The sequence below is a fragment of the Pseudoalteromonas sp. OFAV1 genome, from assembly GCF_021532595.1.
GTDB lineage: Bacteria > Pseudomonadota > Gammaproteobacteria > Enterobacterales > Alteromonadaceae > Pseudoalteromonas > Pseudoalteromonas lipolytica_C.
The window spans coordinates 103,322-122,650 of record NZ_JAKGBG010000010.1 but is presented as its reverse complement, the minus strand read 5'-3'; the positions used below and the strand labels follow the sequence as shown (position 1 = coordinate 122,650).

21 protein-coding genes are annotated in these 19,329 nt (G+C 40.7%); 5 read left to right on the top strand and 16 right to left on the bottom strand.

What is annotated here, in order from left to right; genetic code table 11:
* The 14 genes from L1267_RS08295 to L1267_RS08230 form a co-directional block, all read right to left on the bottom strand.
* On the bottom strand, positions 1-813 hold an 813-nt coding region (locus tag L1267_RS08295; RefSeq protein WP_442960556.1), incomplete at its 3' end, for a flagellin N-terminal helical domain-containing protein.
* A 232-nt stretch (positions 814-1,045) separates the two neighbouring features.
* Positions 1,046-2,302, bottom strand: coding sequence for a flagellar hook-associated protein FlgL (gene flgL / locus L1267_RS08290; RefSeq protein WP_235382558.1), 1,257 nt, complete (start codon positions 2,300-2,302; stop codon positions 1,046-1,048).
* Between the two features lie 2 nt (positions 2,303-2,304).
* A complete protein-coding gene (gene flgK, locus L1267_RS08285; protein ID WP_235382557.1) occupies positions 2,305-4,341 on the bottom strand; it encodes a flagellar hook-associated protein FlgK in 2,037 nt (678 codons plus the stop codon).
* 13 nt (positions 4,342-4,354) lie between these two features.
* Positions 4,355-5,311, bottom strand: coding sequence for a flagellar assembly peptidoglycan hydrolase FlgJ (gene flgJ, locus L1267_RS08280; RefSeq protein WP_135923826.1), 957 nt, complete (start codon positions 5,309-5,311; stop codon positions 4,355-4,357).
* Positions 5,312-5,515: 204 nt separating this feature from the next.
* Entirely contained in the window at positions 5,516-6,610 is a 1,095-nt protein-coding gene (locus tag L1267_RS08275; RefSeq protein WP_235382556.1) for a flagellar basal body P-ring protein FlgI, read from the bottom strand.
* A 12-nt stretch (positions 6,611-6,622) separates the two neighbouring features.
* The gene (gene flgH / locus L1267_RS08270) at positions 6,623-7,306 is read right to left on the bottom strand and encodes a flagellar basal body L-ring protein FlgH (protein ID WP_135923824.1); all 684 of its coding nucleotides are present in this window, start codon (positions 7,304-7,306) and stop codon (positions 6,623-6,625) included.
* 15 nt (positions 7,307-7,321) lie between these two features.
* A complete protein-coding gene (gene flgG / locus L1267_RS08265; protein ID WP_135923823.1) occupies positions 7,322-8,110 on the bottom strand; it encodes a flagellar basal-body rod protein FlgG in 789 nt (262 codons plus the stop codon).
* A 21-nt stretch (positions 8,111-8,131) separates the two neighbouring features.
* Positions 8,132-8,896 carry a flagellar basal body rod protein FlgF gene (locus tag L1267_RS08260; RefSeq protein WP_054553307.1) on the bottom strand — a complete coding sequence of 255 codons (765 nt, stop codon included), beginning with the start codon at positions 8,894-8,896 and terminating at the stop codon, positions 8,132-8,134.
* A 149-nt stretch (positions 8,897-9,045) separates the two neighbouring features.
* On the bottom strand, positions 9,046-10,398 hold the full coding sequence (gene flgE, locus L1267_RS08255) for a flagellar hook protein FlgE (RefSeq protein WP_135923822.1): 1,353 nt from the start codon (positions 10,396-10,398) through the stop codon (positions 9,046-9,048).
* A 56-nt stretch (positions 10,399-10,454) separates the two neighbouring features.
* Positions 10,455-11,135, bottom strand: a complete 681-nt coding sequence (locus tag L1267_RS08250; RefSeq protein ID WP_135923821.1) for a flagellar hook assembly protein FlgD — start codon at positions 11,133-11,135, stop codon at positions 10,455-10,457.
* A 13-nt stretch (positions 11,136-11,148) separates the two neighbouring features.
* A complete protein-coding gene (flgC, locus tag L1267_RS08245; protein WP_135923820.1) occupies positions 11,149-11,580 on the bottom strand; it encodes a flagellar basal body rod protein FlgC in 432 nt (143 codons plus the stop codon).
* Between the two features lie 2 nt (positions 11,581-11,582).
* The gene (flgB, locus tag L1267_RS08240) at positions 11,583-11,993 is read right to left on the bottom strand and encodes a flagellar basal body rod protein FlgB (protein WP_135923819.1); all 411 of its coding nucleotides are present in this window, start codon (positions 11,991-11,993) and stop codon (positions 11,583-11,585) included.
* A 134-nt stretch (positions 11,994-12,127) separates the two neighbouring features.
* The gene (locus tag L1267_RS08235; RefSeq protein ID WP_135923818.1) at positions 12,128-12,958 is read right to left on the bottom strand and encodes a CheR family methyltransferase; all 831 of its coding nucleotides are present in this window, start codon (positions 12,956-12,958) and stop codon (positions 12,128-12,130) included.
* A 21-nt stretch (positions 12,959-12,979) separates the two neighbouring features.
* Complete coding sequence (locus L1267_RS08230; protein WP_135923817.1) at positions 12,980-13,912, bottom strand: chemotaxis protein; 933 nt, start codon at positions 13,910-13,912, stop codon at positions 12,980-12,982.
* Between the two features lie 142 nt (positions 13,913-14,054).
* On the opposite strand from L1267_RS08230, the gene flgA reads away from it, so the two are divergent.
* The 3 genes from flgA (at position 14,055) to flgN (ending at position 15,583) form a co-directional block, all read left to right on the top strand.
* Positions 14,055-14,759 (top strand): flagellar basal body P-ring formation chaperone FlgA, encoded by a 705-nt coding sequence (flgA, locus tag L1267_RS08225; protein ID WP_135923816.1) that lies wholly within the window; start codon positions 14,055-14,057, stop codon positions 14,757-14,759.
* Between the two features lie 79 nt (positions 14,760-14,838).
* A complete protein-coding gene (gene flgM, locus L1267_RS08220; protein WP_135926250.1) occupies positions 14,839-15,159 on the top strand; it encodes a flagellar biosynthesis anti-sigma factor FlgM in 321 nt (106 codons plus the stop codon).
* Positions 15,152-15,583 (top strand): flagellar protein FlgN, encoded by a 432-nt coding sequence (gene flgN / locus L1267_RS08215; protein ID WP_135923815.1) that lies wholly within the window; start codon positions 15,152-15,154, stop codon positions 15,581-15,583. Before flgM ends, flgN begins: the two co-directional genes overlap by 8 nt.
* 97 nt (positions 15,584-15,680) lie before the next feature.
* On the opposite strand, the gene L1267_RS08210 is transcribed toward flgN, so the two are convergent.
* Positions 15,681-16,139, bottom strand: coding sequence for an LPP20 family lipoprotein (locus L1267_RS08210; protein ID WP_135923814.1), 459 nt, complete (start codon positions 16,137-16,139; stop codon positions 15,681-15,683).
* 113 nt (positions 16,140-16,252) lie between these two features.
* Between L1267_RS08210 and L1267_RS08205 the strand changes: the two genes are divergently transcribed.
* The gene (locus L1267_RS08205; protein WP_135923813.1) at positions 16,253-17,455 is read left to right on the top strand and encodes a flagellar assembly protein FlgT; all 1,203 of its coding nucleotides are present in this window, start codon (positions 16,253-16,255) and stop codon (positions 17,453-17,455) included.
* On the opposite strand, the gene L1267_RS08200 is transcribed toward L1267_RS08205, so the two are convergent.
* A complete protein-coding gene (locus L1267_RS08200) occupies positions 17,426-18,325 on the bottom strand; it encodes a LysR substrate-binding domain-containing protein (RefSeq protein WP_235382555.1) in 900 nt (299 codons plus the stop codon). The two genes, L1267_RS08205 and L1267_RS08200, sit on opposite strands and share 30 nt — an antisense overlap.
* 110 nt (positions 18,326-18,435) lie before the next feature.
* On the opposite strand from L1267_RS08200, the gene L1267_RS08195 reads away from it, so the two are divergent.
* A complete protein-coding gene (locus L1267_RS08195) occupies positions 18,436-19,164 on the top strand; it encodes a glutathione peroxidase (RefSeq protein WP_138557383.1) in 729 nt (242 codons plus the stop codon).
* Positions 19,165-19,329 lie beyond the last annotated feature (165 nt).

Below are 19,329 nucleotides of genomic sequence, written 5' to 3'. Positions count from 1 at the left end.
CGATGTTCCATTTAAGTCAAAAGTAACAGTGTCCTCTGTATCTGTGTAACCCGCACCTAATTCAAACTGAAGTTGGGTTTTAGCAAGTGCCTCCACACCCGTTTTATTAGAAATACCATTAATATCTGTAGCTGCTGTTTTTGCAGATGAGTTAGCTTGCATTGTAACAACTTCATCTTCACCATTTGCGCCCTTAATAGTGTAAGTCATAGTATTTGCAATTGGGTTTGCACCAGCTGTATCACCTGATGCAGTTAGTGCCTGACCAAAACCGTCAGCTGACTGAAGATTAATTTGCTTTGTGCCTATATCATCAGCTGCAACACTTGATAATGAAACATTAATTATTTCATTAGCATTTGCACCCACTTGAAAAGCTTTTGTGCCATAAGAGCCGTCTAATAATTGCTGACCACCAAATGACGTTGTTTCTGCAATTCGTGTTAACTCAGTTTGCAGTGCTGTTACTTCTTTTTGTAGAGCAGTTCTGTCTTCGTATGAATTAGAACCATTCGCCGATTGCAATGCAAGCTCACGCATACGCTGTAAGATATTGGTAGACTCTTGCATCGCCCCTTCGGCGGTTTGCGCCATAGAAATACCATCATTCGCGTTACGCTGTGCCACCGCTAAACCATTTATTTGTGAGGTTAAACGGTTAGAAATTTGTAGGCCCGCTGCATCGTCTTTTGCGCTATTAATACGCATGCCTGATGCTAAACGCTCCATTGAGGTTGCAAGACCATCGCTCGATTTAGTTAAATTACGCTGTGCGTTAAGTGACGACACATTAGTATTGACTGTTAATGCCATTTTACCATCTCCTAGTTTTAATTAGGCTGTGGTCCAATGAACTAGTGAGGAACCACGCGCTTTGTGTAGAATTACTAGCAGGAAATATGCCAGCTCATCAAGGAATACCCAAAACACTGTTTTTAAAGGGTTTTTATATATCCCACTTTGTAAATGTAAAAAATAAAAAGGCCAGTGACAATTTTTTGCCACTGGCCTGATAGAAAGGCAAACCTTTACCGTATGAATTTAATTATAAATAATCAAAAAGCGTTAAATTTGCTAAACGACCAAAGGTTGCTTGCGAAGCCTGTAATGCGGTTTCATGTCTTGTTAAGTCACTAATTGCTTCAGCCATATCAACTTCAACCAAATTTGATTTACTCGATTTATTATTAATATCTATCGCGCTATTTGAATCTGTGACACTTTCAACCAAATTCATTCGAGCACCTAGGCTTGCTTGTGTAAATACCACTTGTTCGCTGGCGCTTTGTAATTGCTCTAAGCCGTCTGCCAGTGCATCATGAAGCTCATCACCTTCTAAACTGCTATTTAAACTGGTGATTAAGTTTTGCATAGTATTGAGTACATTTTCTTTGTGTGGAGCCTCTAATTCGAACTCGAATGTCCCTGGTGCTGTGCCTTCTAGCTTAAACTCCATGCCTGCATATTCAATAGGCTCCCCAGTAAATTCACCGGTGACAGCGGGTGTAATGGGATTACCATAACCATCATTAATAACATAGGTATCTGGATCACCCGGGTTAACGCCGGCGACAAGCTCAACTTGAAAAGAGTTATCTGCAGCAGTCGCTGTGGGATCTAAATCAAAATTTGCTTTGTGGAACTTATCAAAATCAGCTTGGTTTTTTACATACACAGTACTTTGTGCAGTAATACTTCCCGTCACAGTGCCTTCGTTGTCAACAACATTTAAACGCGCATTTACATTTTCAAAAGCACTAAAGCCATTATCGCTCGATTTAACATTCACCCCTTGTGCTATAGTGACTGAATGCTGGCCTTGGTCGCCTTGATAATCGTATTGACCTGTATTTGAGTTAAAGCTATAGGTTTGAGTTGTATCTTGATAGCCAGAAAATATATATTTACCGTCTTCTGACTGACTATTCATTAAGCTCACTAGGCTTTTTTGCAGCTCGCTTAATTCACCCGCAATAGATTTTAAATCATCATCACTCATGGCACCACTACCCGCTCTAATTGCCAGCTCTTGGGCTGCCTGAATGGTGGTGTTGATACTTTGTAAGATGCTTTCTTCTGTTTCTAGCCGTCCATTCAACTGATTAATATTTTTAGTATACTGCTCATTGGTTTGGATTTTATTGGTATATAAAGCCGCTTGTGAATAAGCCGACGGGCTTTCAGAGGTCGATAAATACTTTTTACCCGTTGTTACACGCTCTTGTGCATTAGCAACACCTTGCTGGCCTTCAAGAATTTTATTAACGCTATTTTGATACATTAAATTATTTGATAAACGCATAATTACCTCGCCGAATTAAGTAAGGTGTCGAATATTGAACGAGCAGTGGCAAGTACTTGCGCTGATGCTGCATACGACTGTTGAAAGCGCAGTAAGTTTGCCGCTTCTTCATCAAGGTTTACACCTGATAGTGACTCATACCAAGCCTCTGACTGCTCTGCTAATGCGGTGAATGCTTGTTGACTTGTTTGTGCCTGCGAAGTAACTACACCAATATCTGATACTAAACCTGTGTACGCTTGATTTAGAGTTTTATGATTATTCGTTGAATTACCTGAAACGTTTTGTCTTACAATATTATCATTTTGAATGTCAGCTAAAAACTGTCCGTTACGGTTATCATCAAAGCCTCCTTCGTTCGCTTCAATAGTGAACGTATCGCCAAGTGCTGGCGTTCCTTCAATGTTAAAGTCAAAACCATAATCTTGAAATCCACCGCCAGCAGCTTGAAGAACATTATTTAATGGTGGTGTGCCAGTAAAGCTTGAAGTATTAACCCCATCAGTAACTGTATATACATTAGGTTCGGCTGTTTTTTGAACGGTTATCTCACCATTTGGTAAATTGATAGGATCGGTTGAAAAGGCACCAACATCTAACACTGTTCCTGCTGAAATACTGGCAGTGCCAGTATTGTTAATATCGTTTGCAGTACGAATAGGTGAAGCGAGTGCGATATCTTCTGGACGATTTGTTGCAAGCTCTAAGCTTGTTGATGCTTGAGAGTTGAGTTTGACCATAAATTGATCATCAACACTTGGCGGGTTAGTCATATCGAGAGTTATTTCTAAGCCAAACAAATCTAAACCATCATTTGCAGGGCTATTATCGACTAAATTAACCTTACCTGTGGCTGGGTCAACGACAGCTGTAGTAAAAATATCATCGCCGTTGGCATCCTTAATCGTCTCACCTTTATTATCAACAGGGTAAATTTCAACTTCATTCGTATCACTGTATTTCACAATAAAATCACTGGCCGGCAAATTACTGCCTTGTCCAGGTTCAACCGTTGCCGTCATACTCGAATTACCAGTATTAGCTTGATAAGCAAATGCATCAACGGTTGGAATAGCAAAAATATCGCCACCAATTTCACCATTGGCGTCCATACCTAGGCGGTTTTGCTGATTGAATGCATCTGCCAGCGCTAAGCCCATTTGACCAAGTTGATTCTGGGCAGGGACTAAAATGTCATCACGAAAAGCAAGCAGCCCACCAATTTTGCCTTTTAATTTACTTACATCAACTTCAAGCGGCACGGCTTTGCCACCATTGACGTCGAGCTTTAACTCTTTAAAGTTTGGATCGGGGTCACCACTAAATGAAAACAGGTTAAATGTACCGCTTTGCATAACAAGTGCTTGACCTGAGCCTAAATACACTTGTTTTTCGCCGTTATTACCATCAAGTGTTTCAATATCTATCAACTCTGATAAATCACGAATTGCTTTATCACGCTCATTGTATAAACCACTAGAGACTGACTCACGATCAGTACCATGAACCGCCGCAATTTTAGTATTCAAATCACTAATATTTTGGATAAGGTTATTCGCCTCATCTGAGAAGATTTCTAATTGTTCATTCACAACCGCTTTTTGATCAACCACAATGCTCGATAACCTATCCATCTGATCAATCAAGTTCTGTGCGTCAGTCATTACTAGTGAACGAGCGACTCTTGACGAAGGCTGATTTAAGCTTTCTTGTACGTTGTTAAAAAACGAGTTGATACTGGTCGATAAACTGTTTGATTCTTCTGAAAACAGGCTATCTACTCGGCTTGCTTCAGTTACAAACTGATCAAAGAATGCCTTATTTGAGGTATCACGATTTAATTGCTTTTGGGCAAACTCATTTAACAAGCGATACGTTTCACCACGACCCACTTGGTTGTCGATCATGGTTGTGAACTCAGTGCGTTCACGCACATAGCCTTCAGTATTCACATTCGCTATGTTTTTACTGGTGGTTTGTAAAAGCTCAGAATTCGCTCTTACACCGGCATTAGCAATGTCATATAAGCTAAATGACATGGGGGTTTACTCCTTAACGTACCAATGAAGCAGCGACACTTTGAAGCTCAACACGCTTCAGCACCTGCTTTATTTTATCGGCATAATTTGGATCAGTTGCATAGCCTGCTTTTTGTAACGAATCTAAAAAGGCAGCAGGTTCTGCAGTGTTTTTTAGTGCTTCTTCGTAACGTGGGTTTTCATTTAAGAAGTCAACGAAGTCATTCACACTGTCTTTAATTGATTGATATGCGCGGAAACTTGCTTGTTTTTTAACAGGCACGCCTTGTTCAAACTCAAGGGTAAGCTTACTTGCTTTATCACCTTGCCAACGCTGATCTGATTTAATATTAAATAAGTTGTTACTGCTTGTACCATCCGCTTTGCTGATGATGTGTTTACCCCAACCCGTTTCAAGTGCGGCTTGAGCAACCATAACCGCCGGATTAAGGCCAATCTTTTGTGCAGCATTTTTGGCATGTTCCCAGATAGAACTAATAAACGATTCAGCATCGTCAAAACGATTATTAGCTTGCTCATTTAGCTCAGTATCTGTAACCGATTTAGTTTGAGCATTAGCATCATCTTGCCCTCTTGCTCGTTTATCACTATCAAACTCAGTCGTCGTTCTTAGTACTGAGCCTGGGGTAAACTGTTTACCGTCTGGTGATAACTGCTGAACGATTAAATCAGCTAAGCCTAGCGAGCCATTCGACGACAACTCGACTGAAAGCTGTTGGTCATGCATTTCTTCAAAGAACTTCACGCCACTTGAATTAAATGGGCTATCTTTATCTTCGAATGCCTCATTGGCTTTACGCATACTTTTAAGCAGCATTTGCGTAAAGATAGATTCGAATTGTGCCGCCGCTTTTTTCAGCGCCTCTTTTGACGCATCGCTAGAGGCATCACTTTTCAGGGCACTTTGACGTAGTGAGTCTAAATTACCTAAATCAAAAAAGTTTTGCTTGTCGAGATGATTAGTATCCATCAGCTTTTTGACACAATAGTTAATAATGCAAATTAAAATGCAAAAATTGCGCCAATAAAAATCTTTAGAAATGAATAGCTAATAAGTGATATTGGTTTTGACTAACTTTAAAACAATAGTTTTAGCTAATGCTTGAAGAGTGAAAGATATAAAAAGTGCTAAAAGATATGAAAACAAAAAACGCGCCCTAGAGCGCGTTTTAATTTAAATGATAACCAGTTGCCCGTTTATCGCCCCCGCTTCTTTTAAAGCTTCAAGTATTGCCATTAAGTCACCCGGTGCAGCCCCAACCTCATTGATTGCGCGTACGAGATCATCAAGATTAACACCTGGATTAAATACAAAAGCACGTGAGTCATCTTCATTCACATCAATAATGCTTTGATTGGTAACTGTGGTTTCACCCTCACTTAACACATTTGGCTGCGATACATTTTGCTGCTCAGCGATCGTCACCGTTAATCCACCATGCGTAATAGCCGCAGGCTGTAGCTTCACGTTTTTGCCAATCACAATGGTACCGGTACGAGAGTTAACAATAATTTTCGCTGCTGTGTCTGCAGGTTTAAACTCTAAGTTTTCAAGAGTAGACAAATAAGCAACACGTTGAGACGCATCTCGCGGTGCTAACACGCGTACTGAGGCTGCATCGATTGCCTGTGCACTATCAGGGCCCACTAAATCGTTAATGGTTTGCTCTAAGCGCTTTGCTGTTGTGAAATCTGGACGATTTAAATTAAAAGTAATGTAATCGCCTTGCATAAACGGGCTTTTAATAGCACGTTCTACAATTGCACCATTTGGAATACGACCTACTGTTGGTGTGTTAATAATAACTCGGCTACCATCAGCACCTTCAGCACCTAGACCGCCCACAACTAAGCTGCCTTGTGCAATCGCATAAGTATTGCCATCAACCCCTTTTAAGAAGGTTTGTAATAAAGTACCGCCACGTAAACTGCCCGCACTACCTATAGACGAAACCGTAACATCAATGGTTTGCCCAGGCTTTCTAAACGCTGGAAGCTCGGCGTGCACAGCCACCGCTGCGACATTCTTTATTTTGGGTTTTAAGCTATCAGGTAAAGTGATACCAAAGCCATTTAGCATGGCTTTAAAACTTTGTTGTGTGAACCGGCTTTGCTCACCTGTGCCTGGCAAACCAACAACAAGGCCATAGCCTACCAACTGGTTAGAGCGTACACCCTCAACCATAGACACATCTTTAACTCGCTCAGCTTGAGCAGAAAACTGCAGGCTGATTAAGCAAAGAGCAATAATGTATTTAAACCCATTCATGACTTTGTTCCTCTAAAATGGGAAAAGCGAACTGCTAAAGAATCGAGAAAGCCAGCCAGCACTTTGTGTTTCTTGCATTTGCCCTTTACCAGAATATTGTATACGTGCATTCGCTATACGGTTTGACGTGACTGTATTACTTGCTGAGACATCTTCTGGACGGACTAACCCTTCCAAACGAATAAACTCTTCACCGGTATTTAACGTGAGCCATTTTTCACCACGGATCACTAAGTTTCCATTAGGTAAAACGCGCATCACATTGACAGAGATATCACCAAATAGACTATTCGATTGATTCGACTTTGAGTCACCTTTAAATGATGACCCTGAACCAATGCCAAATTGAATGCTGTCACCACCAATGTTAACCGGATTTCCACCTAACCCAATTACAGGGTCTAAGTTAGCATCTGTTTCTTTATCGGTTTCGGTTTTTGCTGCTTTGGTTGCTTGCGTTGACTCTTGCAATTTAACAGTGATGATATCGCCAGCACGCAGTGCCTTTTTATCAGAGTACAAATCGTTTGATGTATAGCTATCAAACAAAGACCCTGTTGGCACCATTTGTTCTGTTGTAGGCTCTGGGTACATAGGCGCATAGTAAGGGTCATCCTGAACCACATGATGATTTTGCGTTGTTATACAACCACCCAGCATAAAAGCTGCTGATGTGACTAAGATAAGATTACGCATGCTGCCTCCTACGACTTATAACTGTTGATTGATGTAACTAAGCATTTCATCCACTGCTGAAATCACTTTTGAATTCATTTCATAAATTCGTTGCGTTTCAATCAGATTAACCAGCTCTTCTGTTACATTTACATTTGACGTTTCAAGCGAACCTTGTACCACAGTACCTAAACCATCAATCCCCGGATTACCTTGCACTGGTGCGCCACTTACAGCTGTTTCTGTGTATAAGTTTTGCCCCATTGGCTCAAGACCCGATGGATTGATGAAGTCTGTTATAGTGAGCTGACCAATTACCACATTTTCTGCCTGACCTGCTACACGAACAGATACTTCGCCATCTTGTGACACCGTAATTGATTGCGCATCATTTGGCACATTCATTTCAGGTTGCAACGGGAAACCCGCACCTGAAGTTACGATACGACCGTCTTCATCTGTCGTAAATTGACCATTACGTGAGTAAGCAATATTGCCGTCAGGTAACTGTACTTCAAAAAAACCTGGGCCTGAAATCATCCAGTCCAGTGAGTTTTCGGTCGTTAACATATTACCTTGCGAAAAGTTCTTTTGGTTTGCTACAACCTTAGCACCGGCACCAAGCATTAGACCTGATGGCATTTCAGTATCTTGAGACGAACGACCACCTGGTTGATTAATGTTTTGATATAGTAAATCTTCAAATACGGCGCGGCTTTTTTTGTAACCGACCGTGCTGGCATTCGCGAGATTATTTGAGATCACCGAAATATCGGTTTGCTGGGCGTCAAGCCCGGTTTTACTGATCCACAATGCTGGATTCATAACTCTACCCTCTCAGTCATCTTAAACAATGCGTAACAGCTGATCTTGACGCTCATCAAGCTCTTCGGCTGTTTTCATCAATTTAACTTGTAATTCAAATTGGCGTTGGTTGCTGATCATGTCGACCATTTCATGGACTGGATTAACGTTCGACATTTCAAGCGTACCTGACAGTACTTTTACATTGGGTGAAATATCACAGAACCCACAAAGATCATTGACCAACATATCTTCTTTTGGTCTAAATAAACCGTCATTACCTTTTTCAAGCTGAGTGTTATCAGCTTCGATCACTTTTAAGCGGTCAACCACTTCTAAAAAGTTGGCAGGTGCACCTTGCGGGCGCACTTGGATCGCGCCATCTTCGCTAAACTCAACCTTCTCAATTGGCAAAGGTAAGATAATAGGCCCGCCCTCGCCAATAACTTGACGGCCATGGCTGGTGATCAATGCGCCGTCAGGTGTGATGTTTAGTGTGCCTGTTTTGGTATAAGCTTCGTTACCTGATGCATCTTGCACACTGAGCCAACCACGGTCGCTCATGGCAATATCAAGCTCTCGGCCTGTCTCAACGAATCCACCCGATTCCATATTTGAACCAGGACGCTCTTGCATCGCAAACACACGTGATGGCAAGCCTTCACCAAAAGCCTGCATGGAACGCGCTTGTGCAAAATCAGCTTTAAAGCCAGTGGTGTTAGCATTAGCAAGGTTGTTAGCCTTTAACTCAAGACCACGCAAGCTTTGCTTGGCACCAGACATGGCAATGTAGACCATTTTGTCCATAACATTGACTCACTAAAAATACGATAACTAAAGAAATGCAATAAAAGTGCCAAAGTAAAATTGACGCATAAATAGGATGGTAAAAATGAAAAAAGGCTGCCAATTGAGGGAGCAGCCTTCGTGTCGGATTAAGCTCAGAGCCGTTTAGATTAACGGATCTGTAGGATGTTTTGTTGTAGTGTTGAGTTAACTTCTAATGCACGTGAATTTGCTTGGAAATTACGTTGTGCACTGATCAAATCAACAAGTTCACTTGTTAAGTTAACGTTTGACTGCTCAAGGGCTGATGAGTTAATTGAACCTAATGTACCTGAACCTGGTTCACCGGCAATTGGCTCACCAGAGGTTAAGCTTTTCTTCCATGCCGTGTTACCCACTTGCTGTAAACCTTGTGAGTTAGAAAAGCGCACCATTGCCACTTGGCCTAAGAATGAAGTATCACCATTACTGTAAGAAGCAACGATTTTACCATCTGTACCAATATCAATACCTGATAGACGACCTACAGTCGCACCATCTTGCTCTAGCGCTTTCACTTCAAAGTTACTTGCATATTGAGTCGGTATTTTATTCGTTGTACCAGCTTCATCGCGCCAATTGATGTTTACATCATCAGGGAAACTCGCACCGTTAGATAATAAACCAGATATACCGCCTGAAGGTATTGTTAATGGATTAAACGTAGCATCTGTATTTGCAGTTCCATCAGTGCTTTGAGGTAAACCACTTGAGTCAAACTGAAAAGTTGAAATAGGCGTATATGGCGACGTAGTTTGCTCAGTACCATTAGCAGCAAACGGCTTTTCATCAAGTGTTGCAAACACTTGCCATTCATTGTCATTACCAGTCACTGCTGCGTCAGTTTTAACAAAGAAGAACTGTAAAATGTGTGGCTCACCTAAAGAATCATACACTGTTGTTGATGTTGAACTGTTATACGACGCACTTGTCTCAGGGTCAAATGGTGTAACTGCTGGCGTTAATGCACGCGAATCTAAGTTAAACGACGAATAAACATTGGTCGTAGCGCGTGGAGAACCTGATGCATCAGGAATTTGTAGCGCAGAAGATGTGCTTAAACTAACAGAAGTTGTATCACCCGTTGCTTCATCAACAGGGAAACCTTGTAAGTAGTTTCCGCTAGCATCCACAATAAAGTTGTCTTTATTAAGTTTGAACGCACCAGCACGAGTATATGTAAAATCTTGTGCACCTAGGTCATTTGCCATGGCAAAGTAGCCTTCACCAGTAATTGCTAAGTCCAGAGAGTTATTAGTGAAAGATAATGAACCTTGGTGAAATTGTTGTGCCACCATTGTAGTTCTTACGCCGTCACCATTTTTAGTTTTACCTGAGCTAAATACTGATGATGCGTACACATCAGCAAACTCAGCACGAGACTCTTTAAAGCCTGTGGTGTTAACGTTAGCAATATTGTTTGCTGTTACATCTAAGTCTTTTTGCGCGGCAGCAAGGCCGGTTAATGCAATATTGAAGCTCATAAGTCACCTCTAAAGTGTCAATCTGTAGCACTAGGCTAACTAGTTAATCTGTGTAATTAAGCGATTTCTGCAACATCAGTTAGCCTAACCGCGCCTTCTTTAGTATTAATAATAATGCCGCTAGATCCATTGATATTAACGCTTTCAATATTTTTGAAAGTCGCTAAAGGTAGACTGCTATAGTCACCATTTTGGAATCCTTCAGCTTTAACTTCGTATTCGCCTGGAGGCAAAAGCTCTCCATCGTCATTTTTACCATCCCACTCAAAACGAACTGCGCCAGCCGATTGAGCGCCCATGCTGATGGTACGTACAAGTTGACCTGACTCATCAGTAATGCGAAGCGTAAGATCTTCAACAGGCGTTTCTGCAATTGCCGATCCCTTAGCAACGTTACTACCATCAAAATCAATCGTATTTGATTCTAATAGTGCTTGTTTACCAACTAAGGTCGAAGCTTGTAATGCCGAGTTCGATGTCATTGACGCAGTAAGTGCATCAAATTTTGAGTTTAAATTCGAGATCCCTTCAGCCATGGTAAAGTTGGTCATCTGAGCAATCATTTGATCATTATCAGCCGGCTTGCTTGGGTCTTGAAACGACAACTGTTGTGTTAAAAGCGAGAAGAAGTCTTCTTGCGTTAAAGTGTCATCTTTCTCTTCTGGTTTGTTTTGATTGTCCTGCCAACGTAAATTATCTAAATACGTGGATGACGCACTGCTGATGTCGTTACTCATAACTTATCCTCGGTTACCGCTGCCCAAGCAACAGTGTTTTACTTAACATTTGCTTAGCTGCATCAGCAACTTGCACATTTGTTTGGTAAGAGCGAGAGGCAGAAATCATATTAGCCATTTCTTCTACGACATTAACGTTAGGTTTGTAGATATAACCGTTTTCATCCGCACTGGGGTGATTAGGGTTGTACTCTATTTGCAGAGGCTTATCGCTCTCAACAATACCCAACACTTTTACGCCAACAGAAGAGCCCTGAGGATTGCTTTGTGTTGCTGACGCTTTAGTCAACTCCGCAGCAAAAACAGGATGGCGCGCTCGGTATGTTTTGTCTTGACTAGAGCTAATCGTATTCGCATTCGAGATATTACTTGCTGTTGTATTAAGACGCACATTTTGCGCGCTCATACCAGTGCCTGAAATATCAAAAACATTATATAAACTCATGATTAAGCTCCTTGACTACCGAGGGCTTTTTTAAGGCCTTTAATTTTACTACTCATAAATTGCAGGCTTGCCTGATACTCTAATGAGTTCTGTACATACAAGTTTCGTTCCACTTGTATATCAACTGAGTTACCATCACCTGTATCTGCTTGATTTGGCGTACGAAACATTTCTGCGTTACCAACAAACCGACTGCCACCGGCAAGGTGTTTTGCGTCAGTTCGTACCATGTTATTGCCGCCTTGCTGGTTGCTTTTTGCCGCTTTTAGAGCCGCCGCAAAATCGATATCTTTTGCTTTGTAGCCCGGCGTATCAGCATTAGCGATGTTTGTCGCTAATAACTCAGCGCGTTGTGAACGGATCAACATTGCATGCGGGTGCACACCAAATGCTTTATCAAAACTGATAGCCATAACCATCTCCAAAAAATTGACTCTGCTAGTGCAGATGCAAAAGGCAAGCCAAAATTAACTAGATAGATAAAGCACGGTAAGCTTTTGAATAATAAATAATTTAGCAACCTAAGAGCTAGGTTGCTAAGAAGAGATTACTTTTTCTGGTAGATAATACCTGGGTTACAACGAACCATCTCGAAGCTATCACTTAAGCCAGCCATAGATTCAGATGCCCCTAAAAATAAATACCCTTTTGGATTAAGGGCCTGAGCAAATTGAGAAATAATCTTTGCTTTTACCTCTGGAGAGAAGTAGATCAGTACATTGCGGCAAAAAATGATATCAAACTTGCCCATTAAGGCGTAAGAATCTAATAAATTCAAATGCCTAAAGCTCACCATTTTTTTGATTGGATCAATCACCTGCGCCATACCATTGCCGCTGTCTTTAAAAAACTTTTGCCGTCTTTCAATTGATAAACCACGGGCCAGTGCCAACGAGTCATATTCAGCATTTTTACACATATCAAGCATGGTATTAGATATATCAGTGCCGATAATCTGCGCGCCCATTTTAAGTACGCCAGGGTTTTTCGCCTGAAACTCAGCAACCGACATAGCAATTGAATACGGCTCTTGGCCTGATGAACTTGCCGCTGACCAGATTTTTAGTGGCCTACGCACATCTTTCAACTCAGGAAACAGCTTTGTTTTAAGCAATTCAAATGGGTATTGATCACGAAACCATAAGGTTTCATTCGTCGTCATCGCATCCACAACAGCAGCACGAAGCTGTCTTTCATGTGGACTGAGCGTTTTACTAACTAATTGCGATAAAGACTCAACGTTAAAGCGCACCATTAATGGCGCAAGACGACTTTTCACTAGGTAAAGCTTATTGTCGCCTAACACAATGCCACACTGTTGCTCTAGAAAAGAGCGAAATTGATCGTATTCGCTTTGTTGTAAGTGCTTATTTTCCAAAGTAATACCACCTATAAATAATTAATCACAATGAACCCACTTTTTAACAGCCGTTGCTAATTCGTCAGGGTTAAATTTTGCAATAAAATCATCTGCACCTACTTTTTGGATCATTGCTTGGTTAAATACACCGCTTAAAGAAGTGTGTAAGATCACATGCAAAGGTGATAATTTTGGATCCGCTTTTATCTCTGCCGTAAGGGTATAACCATCCATTTCAGGCATTTCAACATCTGAAATTAATAACCCTACGCGTTCAGTAATATCGTTTTGGCAATCGAGTTTTGCAATCTCACGTAACCGTAATAAAGCCTCTTTACCATTTTTAGCGAGCTCAGTTTGTACACCTAATGGCTCAAGCGCTCGCTTAACTTGGTTTCGCGCAACAGCAGAGTCGTCTGCTATAAAGACAATACGTTCACCTAAGTCTCGCTGGATTTCACCATCACCCACTACTTCTGCACTTACTTCTGTATTTACAGGGCAAATTTCATTCAAGATTTTTTCTACGTCTAGAATTTCAACCAGCTCGTTTTCGATTTCGGTGACCGCAGTTAGGTAAGAATAACGACCCGCACCTGATGGTGGAGGCATTATTTTTTCCCAATTCATATTAACGATACGTTCAACACCGCCAACTAAAAACCCCTGCACAGAGCGGTTGTATTCAGCAATGATAATAAAGCTGTCTTTGATATTTTCGATAGCAGGACCGCCAACGGCCATTGATAAATCAATGACTGAAATAGTCTGACCGCGAATGTGAGCTACGCCTCGTATATAAGCATTAGATTTGGGCATGTTTGTGAGTGGTGGGCATTGCAAAACCTCTCTCACTTTAAACACATTGATACCAAAGCGTTGTCGCCCTCTGAGTTTGAATAATAGTAATTCAAGGCGGTTTTGCCCAACCAACTGCGTGCGCTGGTTCACTGAGTCTAAAATGCCTGCCATTTCAATCTCCTAAAGATAAACAATCAGAGCCGGAACAATAATTGCTTTCTTTGTGTTAAAGCTACATAAGGTTACAAAGCGTCTGTTTTTTGACGCAAAATATTTATACCTTGTTTTCAACCATAAGCATAGTCGAAACAATATGAGTTTGTTAAAAAAAAGCCGAAGATACAGTGTTTTTTATTTCCTTGCTAGCTTGTTGTCCATTACACAAGTGCATGCAGAAGTATATAAAAACGAGCAGCTTCAACAGATCGCTATCGATTTTGTTAGTGAGCAGCTTACTGATCTAGAAAGTACACCACAAGTGAGTGCATTGCCGCTTGATAGCCGCATACCCGACAGAGTGTGCGAATCACCTTTAAGTAAAGAAGTACCAACAACACCTCCTTTTAATCGGCAGGTAACTGTACAACTTAAGTGCGAAGATATAAATAGTTGGACCCAATACGTACACGTGCGCATCATTGAGCTTGAGCCTGTGGTTGTTGTGACAACTCATTTAAGTCGTGGTGAAGTGATCAGGGCTGAACATTTACGCCTTGAAATGAAACCAAAACAGTTTGTTAGAACGCAATATGTGCAAGATGAGTCTATACTTATTGGCAGTCGAATTAAGCGCAATTTGCGTGACGGTACACCAATTGTAATGAGTCAGGTTTGCATGGTTTGTAAAGGCGACAACGTGACTATTTACGCTTCACTACGAGGCCTTAGAATTAAAACGACAGGCATTGCCCTTGAAGATGGTACGTTAGACGAATTAGTGCGTGTAAAAAACAAAAAATCAGGTAAAGTATTAAATGCACGTGTGGATGGTGTCGAGTCTGTTCAGGTAAATATTTAATTTTTTATATTTATGCTAAAGTATCCGCTGTGCCTGCCGATATAAAGGCATATGTTGGGTAATGTATAGGTCAAATATTATGGTAAGCAATGTCAATAATGGTCAACAACAAACCTCTGTGTTGACAAATACCAAGCAAAAAAAGCTTGATTTACAAAAAGATAATGCTAACGCTGCTGAAGCTAAATCAGCTGCGCCAAAAGCAAGTGCAGATTCTGTAAGCTTAACACCTCAAGCTAAGCAGCTTAAATCTTTGCAAGAAAAAGCTGAGCAATCGTCTGGTTTTGACAGTAACAAAGTTGCCGAATTAAAAAAAGCAATTAGTGAAGGTAAATACCAAATTGATGCTGAAAAACTAGCGAAGAACATCGCCGCATTTGAGTTTGATGTCTATGGCTAATCATAATCATTTAATTGCCAGTAAACTAACACAACAAGTTTCTTGCTTGGAGTCTATTGCTGCGCTTTTAGATGATGAACTCAATGCAATCGCATCGAAACGTGGCGAAGGGTTAAAAAGTATTGCCCAACAGAAAATCTCTTTGCTGCAACAAATTCAAACTATCGACAAAGAAGTGCAGAAACTATCAGTCAATAATGATTCTAAAGATGACGACGTTACTGCTCTTATTAAGCAAGTGAACAGCCTACTTGCTGAATGTAAAAAGAAAAACGATGTTAACGCTCATGCTGCGCATCAAGCTCAACTAAGTGTTAAACAACTTAAAGATATCTTAATCGGTTCGCCTTCATCGATGACCTACGACCAAGGCGGCAGTGTGGTTCAAGGCGACAAAACAATTGTACATAACCTAAAAGCCTAGCAACTGATATTAAATTGAATACAAAAATAAAGCGCGATAATACCAAATTATCGCGCTTTATTTTTTAGAGCAGATTATACATTTCTGATGTTGTAACCTAGTAATAGGTTACTTTTTTAACTTCGCGTGGTTTTATTTCGCCAATATAAAGGTCATGTACGCGTTTCATATCAAGTTGTAATTCTGTTGCGTAGGTATCGCCTACTGCATAAGTTTTTATAACCTGCGCACCTTTTATGACACCTAATACCTGGCTTTGTAATTGATCGTTTTGAGCAATACTATTTTGCACTGTTGTGCCTGCGGAAATTTTTTGCCCATACACTTGCTCAGCAAGTTCACGGTAAGCTTCAAGCTTTGACGCTTTAATTGCAAGTAAGGTGCGTTGCGACTCATTGCTACTTGGTTGAGCGCTAATTGGCGCGTAACCTATTGCTTTTAGTACTGGATAATTATCAGGCTCTACATAGCGATACTCGACATGCTTGTCGAAAATACTACTGCAGCCTGTTAATGCTGTGCAGGCAACTAGCCCGCTTAATAAAAGTGCTCGCATAATTTGCTTCCGCTTAGAACTCATTTCTCGTAAATATGCACGTTTAATGCCACATCTGGTACAGTCCTTGCTCATTTACCTGTAATCTATGAGTATCAATGCTAGGTGTCAGCATGAAAGTTAAAATTATGGCAAATATAAAATGGCTTGGTTTAGTCAGTGCAATTGTTTTTTCAAACAATAGTTTAGCTCAATGGTTTGAGTCTACAGGGCATGCTACGGTCAAAAATGGTGATACTAGTCAAGCAAAATCAGCCGCAATAAAAGATGCGATAACGCAAGCTTTAGTATTCTCTGGCGCTCGAGTTTCCTCTGTACAAACCTTAGTTGACGGGGTTTTGACACAAGATCAACTAAAGATCAGTAGTCATGGTGAAATACAAAAAATTGAATTGATCAGCGAAAACCGCCATAACGACACCTATGCCATTACCCTGCGTTTAGATATTTTCCCACAAGCTGAAGAGTGCCCAGCAAATCAATACACTAAATTTATTGCAGTTACACAAAGCCAGTTGGCTAATCGTGAACAAGCTCGTATGGGCCAAATTTTTGACGTAAACAAAGCGATTAGTGAGCACCTGTATACCAGCTTAGAGAACACTCAAATGGCAGCTAAACCCACGGCTTATTATAATTTGCCGCTTAGAGTCGATCATTTCTTTACACAGCAATATGACTACAGTAATGCATTACTTGAAGAGATCACCAGCCGCAGCAATTCGCAATATGTATTGTTAAGTCGTATTCGCGACTTATCGGTCAACCATAAAATCAATAACGACTATGCTTTTTGGCAAGACGATAGTTTTAAGCGCGCATACAAAGTTGACTATGTGTTATTTGATGGCACGACATACGAAAAACTTTGGCAAAAAAGCTACCAAACAGAAGGGATTTGGCCATACAAAAAAACCGAAATTATCGATGTTTACAGCGACCGATTTTGGGCAACCGATTATGGCAAAGCCATTACCGACATAAACCAAACATTGACCTATGACTTGCAAGCAGTTATGGCTTGCTTGCCTACTCAAGGTAAAATTCTACATATTGAAAACGATAGGCTAATCATTAATCTTGGTAAAGCGCATGGTCTTGAACAAGGGCAAATACTAAATATTGCACATCATAATTACTTAACCGATGCGCAAGGTAACAAGTTGCCCCATAAGATAACCACGTTAAACCAGTTAAAAGTTACACAGCTTTATCAGCAGTCTGCGGTTGCAATAAGCATTGACCAACAGCCACTGCCAAATATTCAGATTAACGATATTGTTGAACTAGCTGGAAAAGAGCAAATGAGCTTTTAAACCTTCATGATGGCTTAGCCATTGCGCTAACAACTCTACTCCAGCAATATGTGGGTAATGCTTACGCGTTGCAATAACCACATGACGTTGCTGGTTTGGTTTCATCGTAAGGTAATTTATTCCTGCACGTGCTGTACATGCTAGTTTTGGTACAAAGGTAATGCCGTCATTCATCGCCACCAGCGCAAGTAAAGTTTCGATGCTATTACCTTTGTACTGATTAGACACTTCAACTCCTGCCGAAAAACAGAACTGTTCAGCTTGCTCTTTAAAGCAATGCCCCTCGTTTAGCATTAAAATATCGCATTCGTTTAACTCACGCAGTGCCACCTCTGTTCGGCTTGCAAGTGGGTGTTGTTCAGACACTGCCACTAAAAAATCTTCTTTATACAAAGACGAAATATGATAGCTCGCTAAATCTGGCACATCAGCGACAATCGCAATATCAATATCGCCGGCATCGAGTGCTGTCAGTATTTGTGCGGTTTGCATTTCAATGAATGAAAATTGTGTTTCGTTGAAGGCCTGCTTCATTGAAGTTAACAAGGTCGGCAATAAATAAGGCGCGATGGTAGGAATAATACCAACATTAACCTTCCCCTTGAGTGGATCGTGAGAGCTTGCCGCTAACTCTTTAAGCACCTTGGTTTGTTCAAGGATAAGAGAGATTTGACTAAGTAAACGCGTTCCTTGCGCTGTTAAAGTGACTTGTTTAGTAGAGCGATCAAATATTGTCACTCCAAGCTCTTGTTCAAGCTTTTTAATTTGTCCACTGAGAGTTGGCTGACTGACATAACAAGCATCTGCGGCTTTACGAAAGTGTTTAAACTGCGCCACCGCTTTTACATATTCAAAATCTTTTAAATTCATCGCAAACTCATCAATAGTTTTTAACTATCATAACTATAAAAATAAACGATTGGAACTATTAAGCTATGGGCGACATAATAGCACTCAACAAATCAAGAGGAATTAAAACAATGCTAAACAATATTGAAGGTCAAAAAGTACCAAACGTTACATTCGCAACCCGTGTAGACGAGCAATGGAAGTCAGTAACTACTGATGAAATTTTTAAAGGTAAAACGGTTGTGCTATTTGCATTACCCGGCGCATTTACACCAACTTGCTCATCAACTCACTTGCCACGTTACAATGAACTTGCAGGTGTGTTTAAGCAAAATGGTGTTGATGACATTGTGTGTATATCAGTAAATGATACCTTTGTAATGAATGCTTGGGCACAAAATCAAGAAGCGCAAAACATCACCCTATTACCAGATGGCAACGGCGAATTTACTGATGGCATGGGTATGCTAGTCGACAAAAACGACTTAGGATTTGGCAAACGTAGCTGGCGCTACTCGATGCTAGTGAAAGATGGCGTTATTGAAAAAATGTTCATTGAGCCACAAAAGCCAGGCGACCCATTTGAGGTATCTGACGCTGATACAATGCTTGAATATATTAACCCAGCTCAAGTAAAGCCTGAGCCAGTGAGCATTATTACTAAACCTAACTGCCCATTTTGCACAAAAGCTAAGGCATTGTTAGACAGCAAAGGTTATGTTTACGAAGAAATTATTTTAGGTAAACATGCTTCATTAACGAGTTTAAAAGCCATTTCAGGCCGTGAAACAGTACCACAAGTATTTATAGGTGGCGAGCATATAGGTGGTTCTGACGATTTAGAGAAACACTTTGCATAATTTTCAAGTTAGGGCTGCACTATGCAGCCCTTTTCAATTCAAATCCCCTCAACTTATTGATTAATTTATAGATTAAGCAACTGGTCTGCTCTCGCCATCATCCATATTTATATTCAAAATACTAACTTCTTAGTTACCAATTTGTTACATAACCAAAAGAATGAA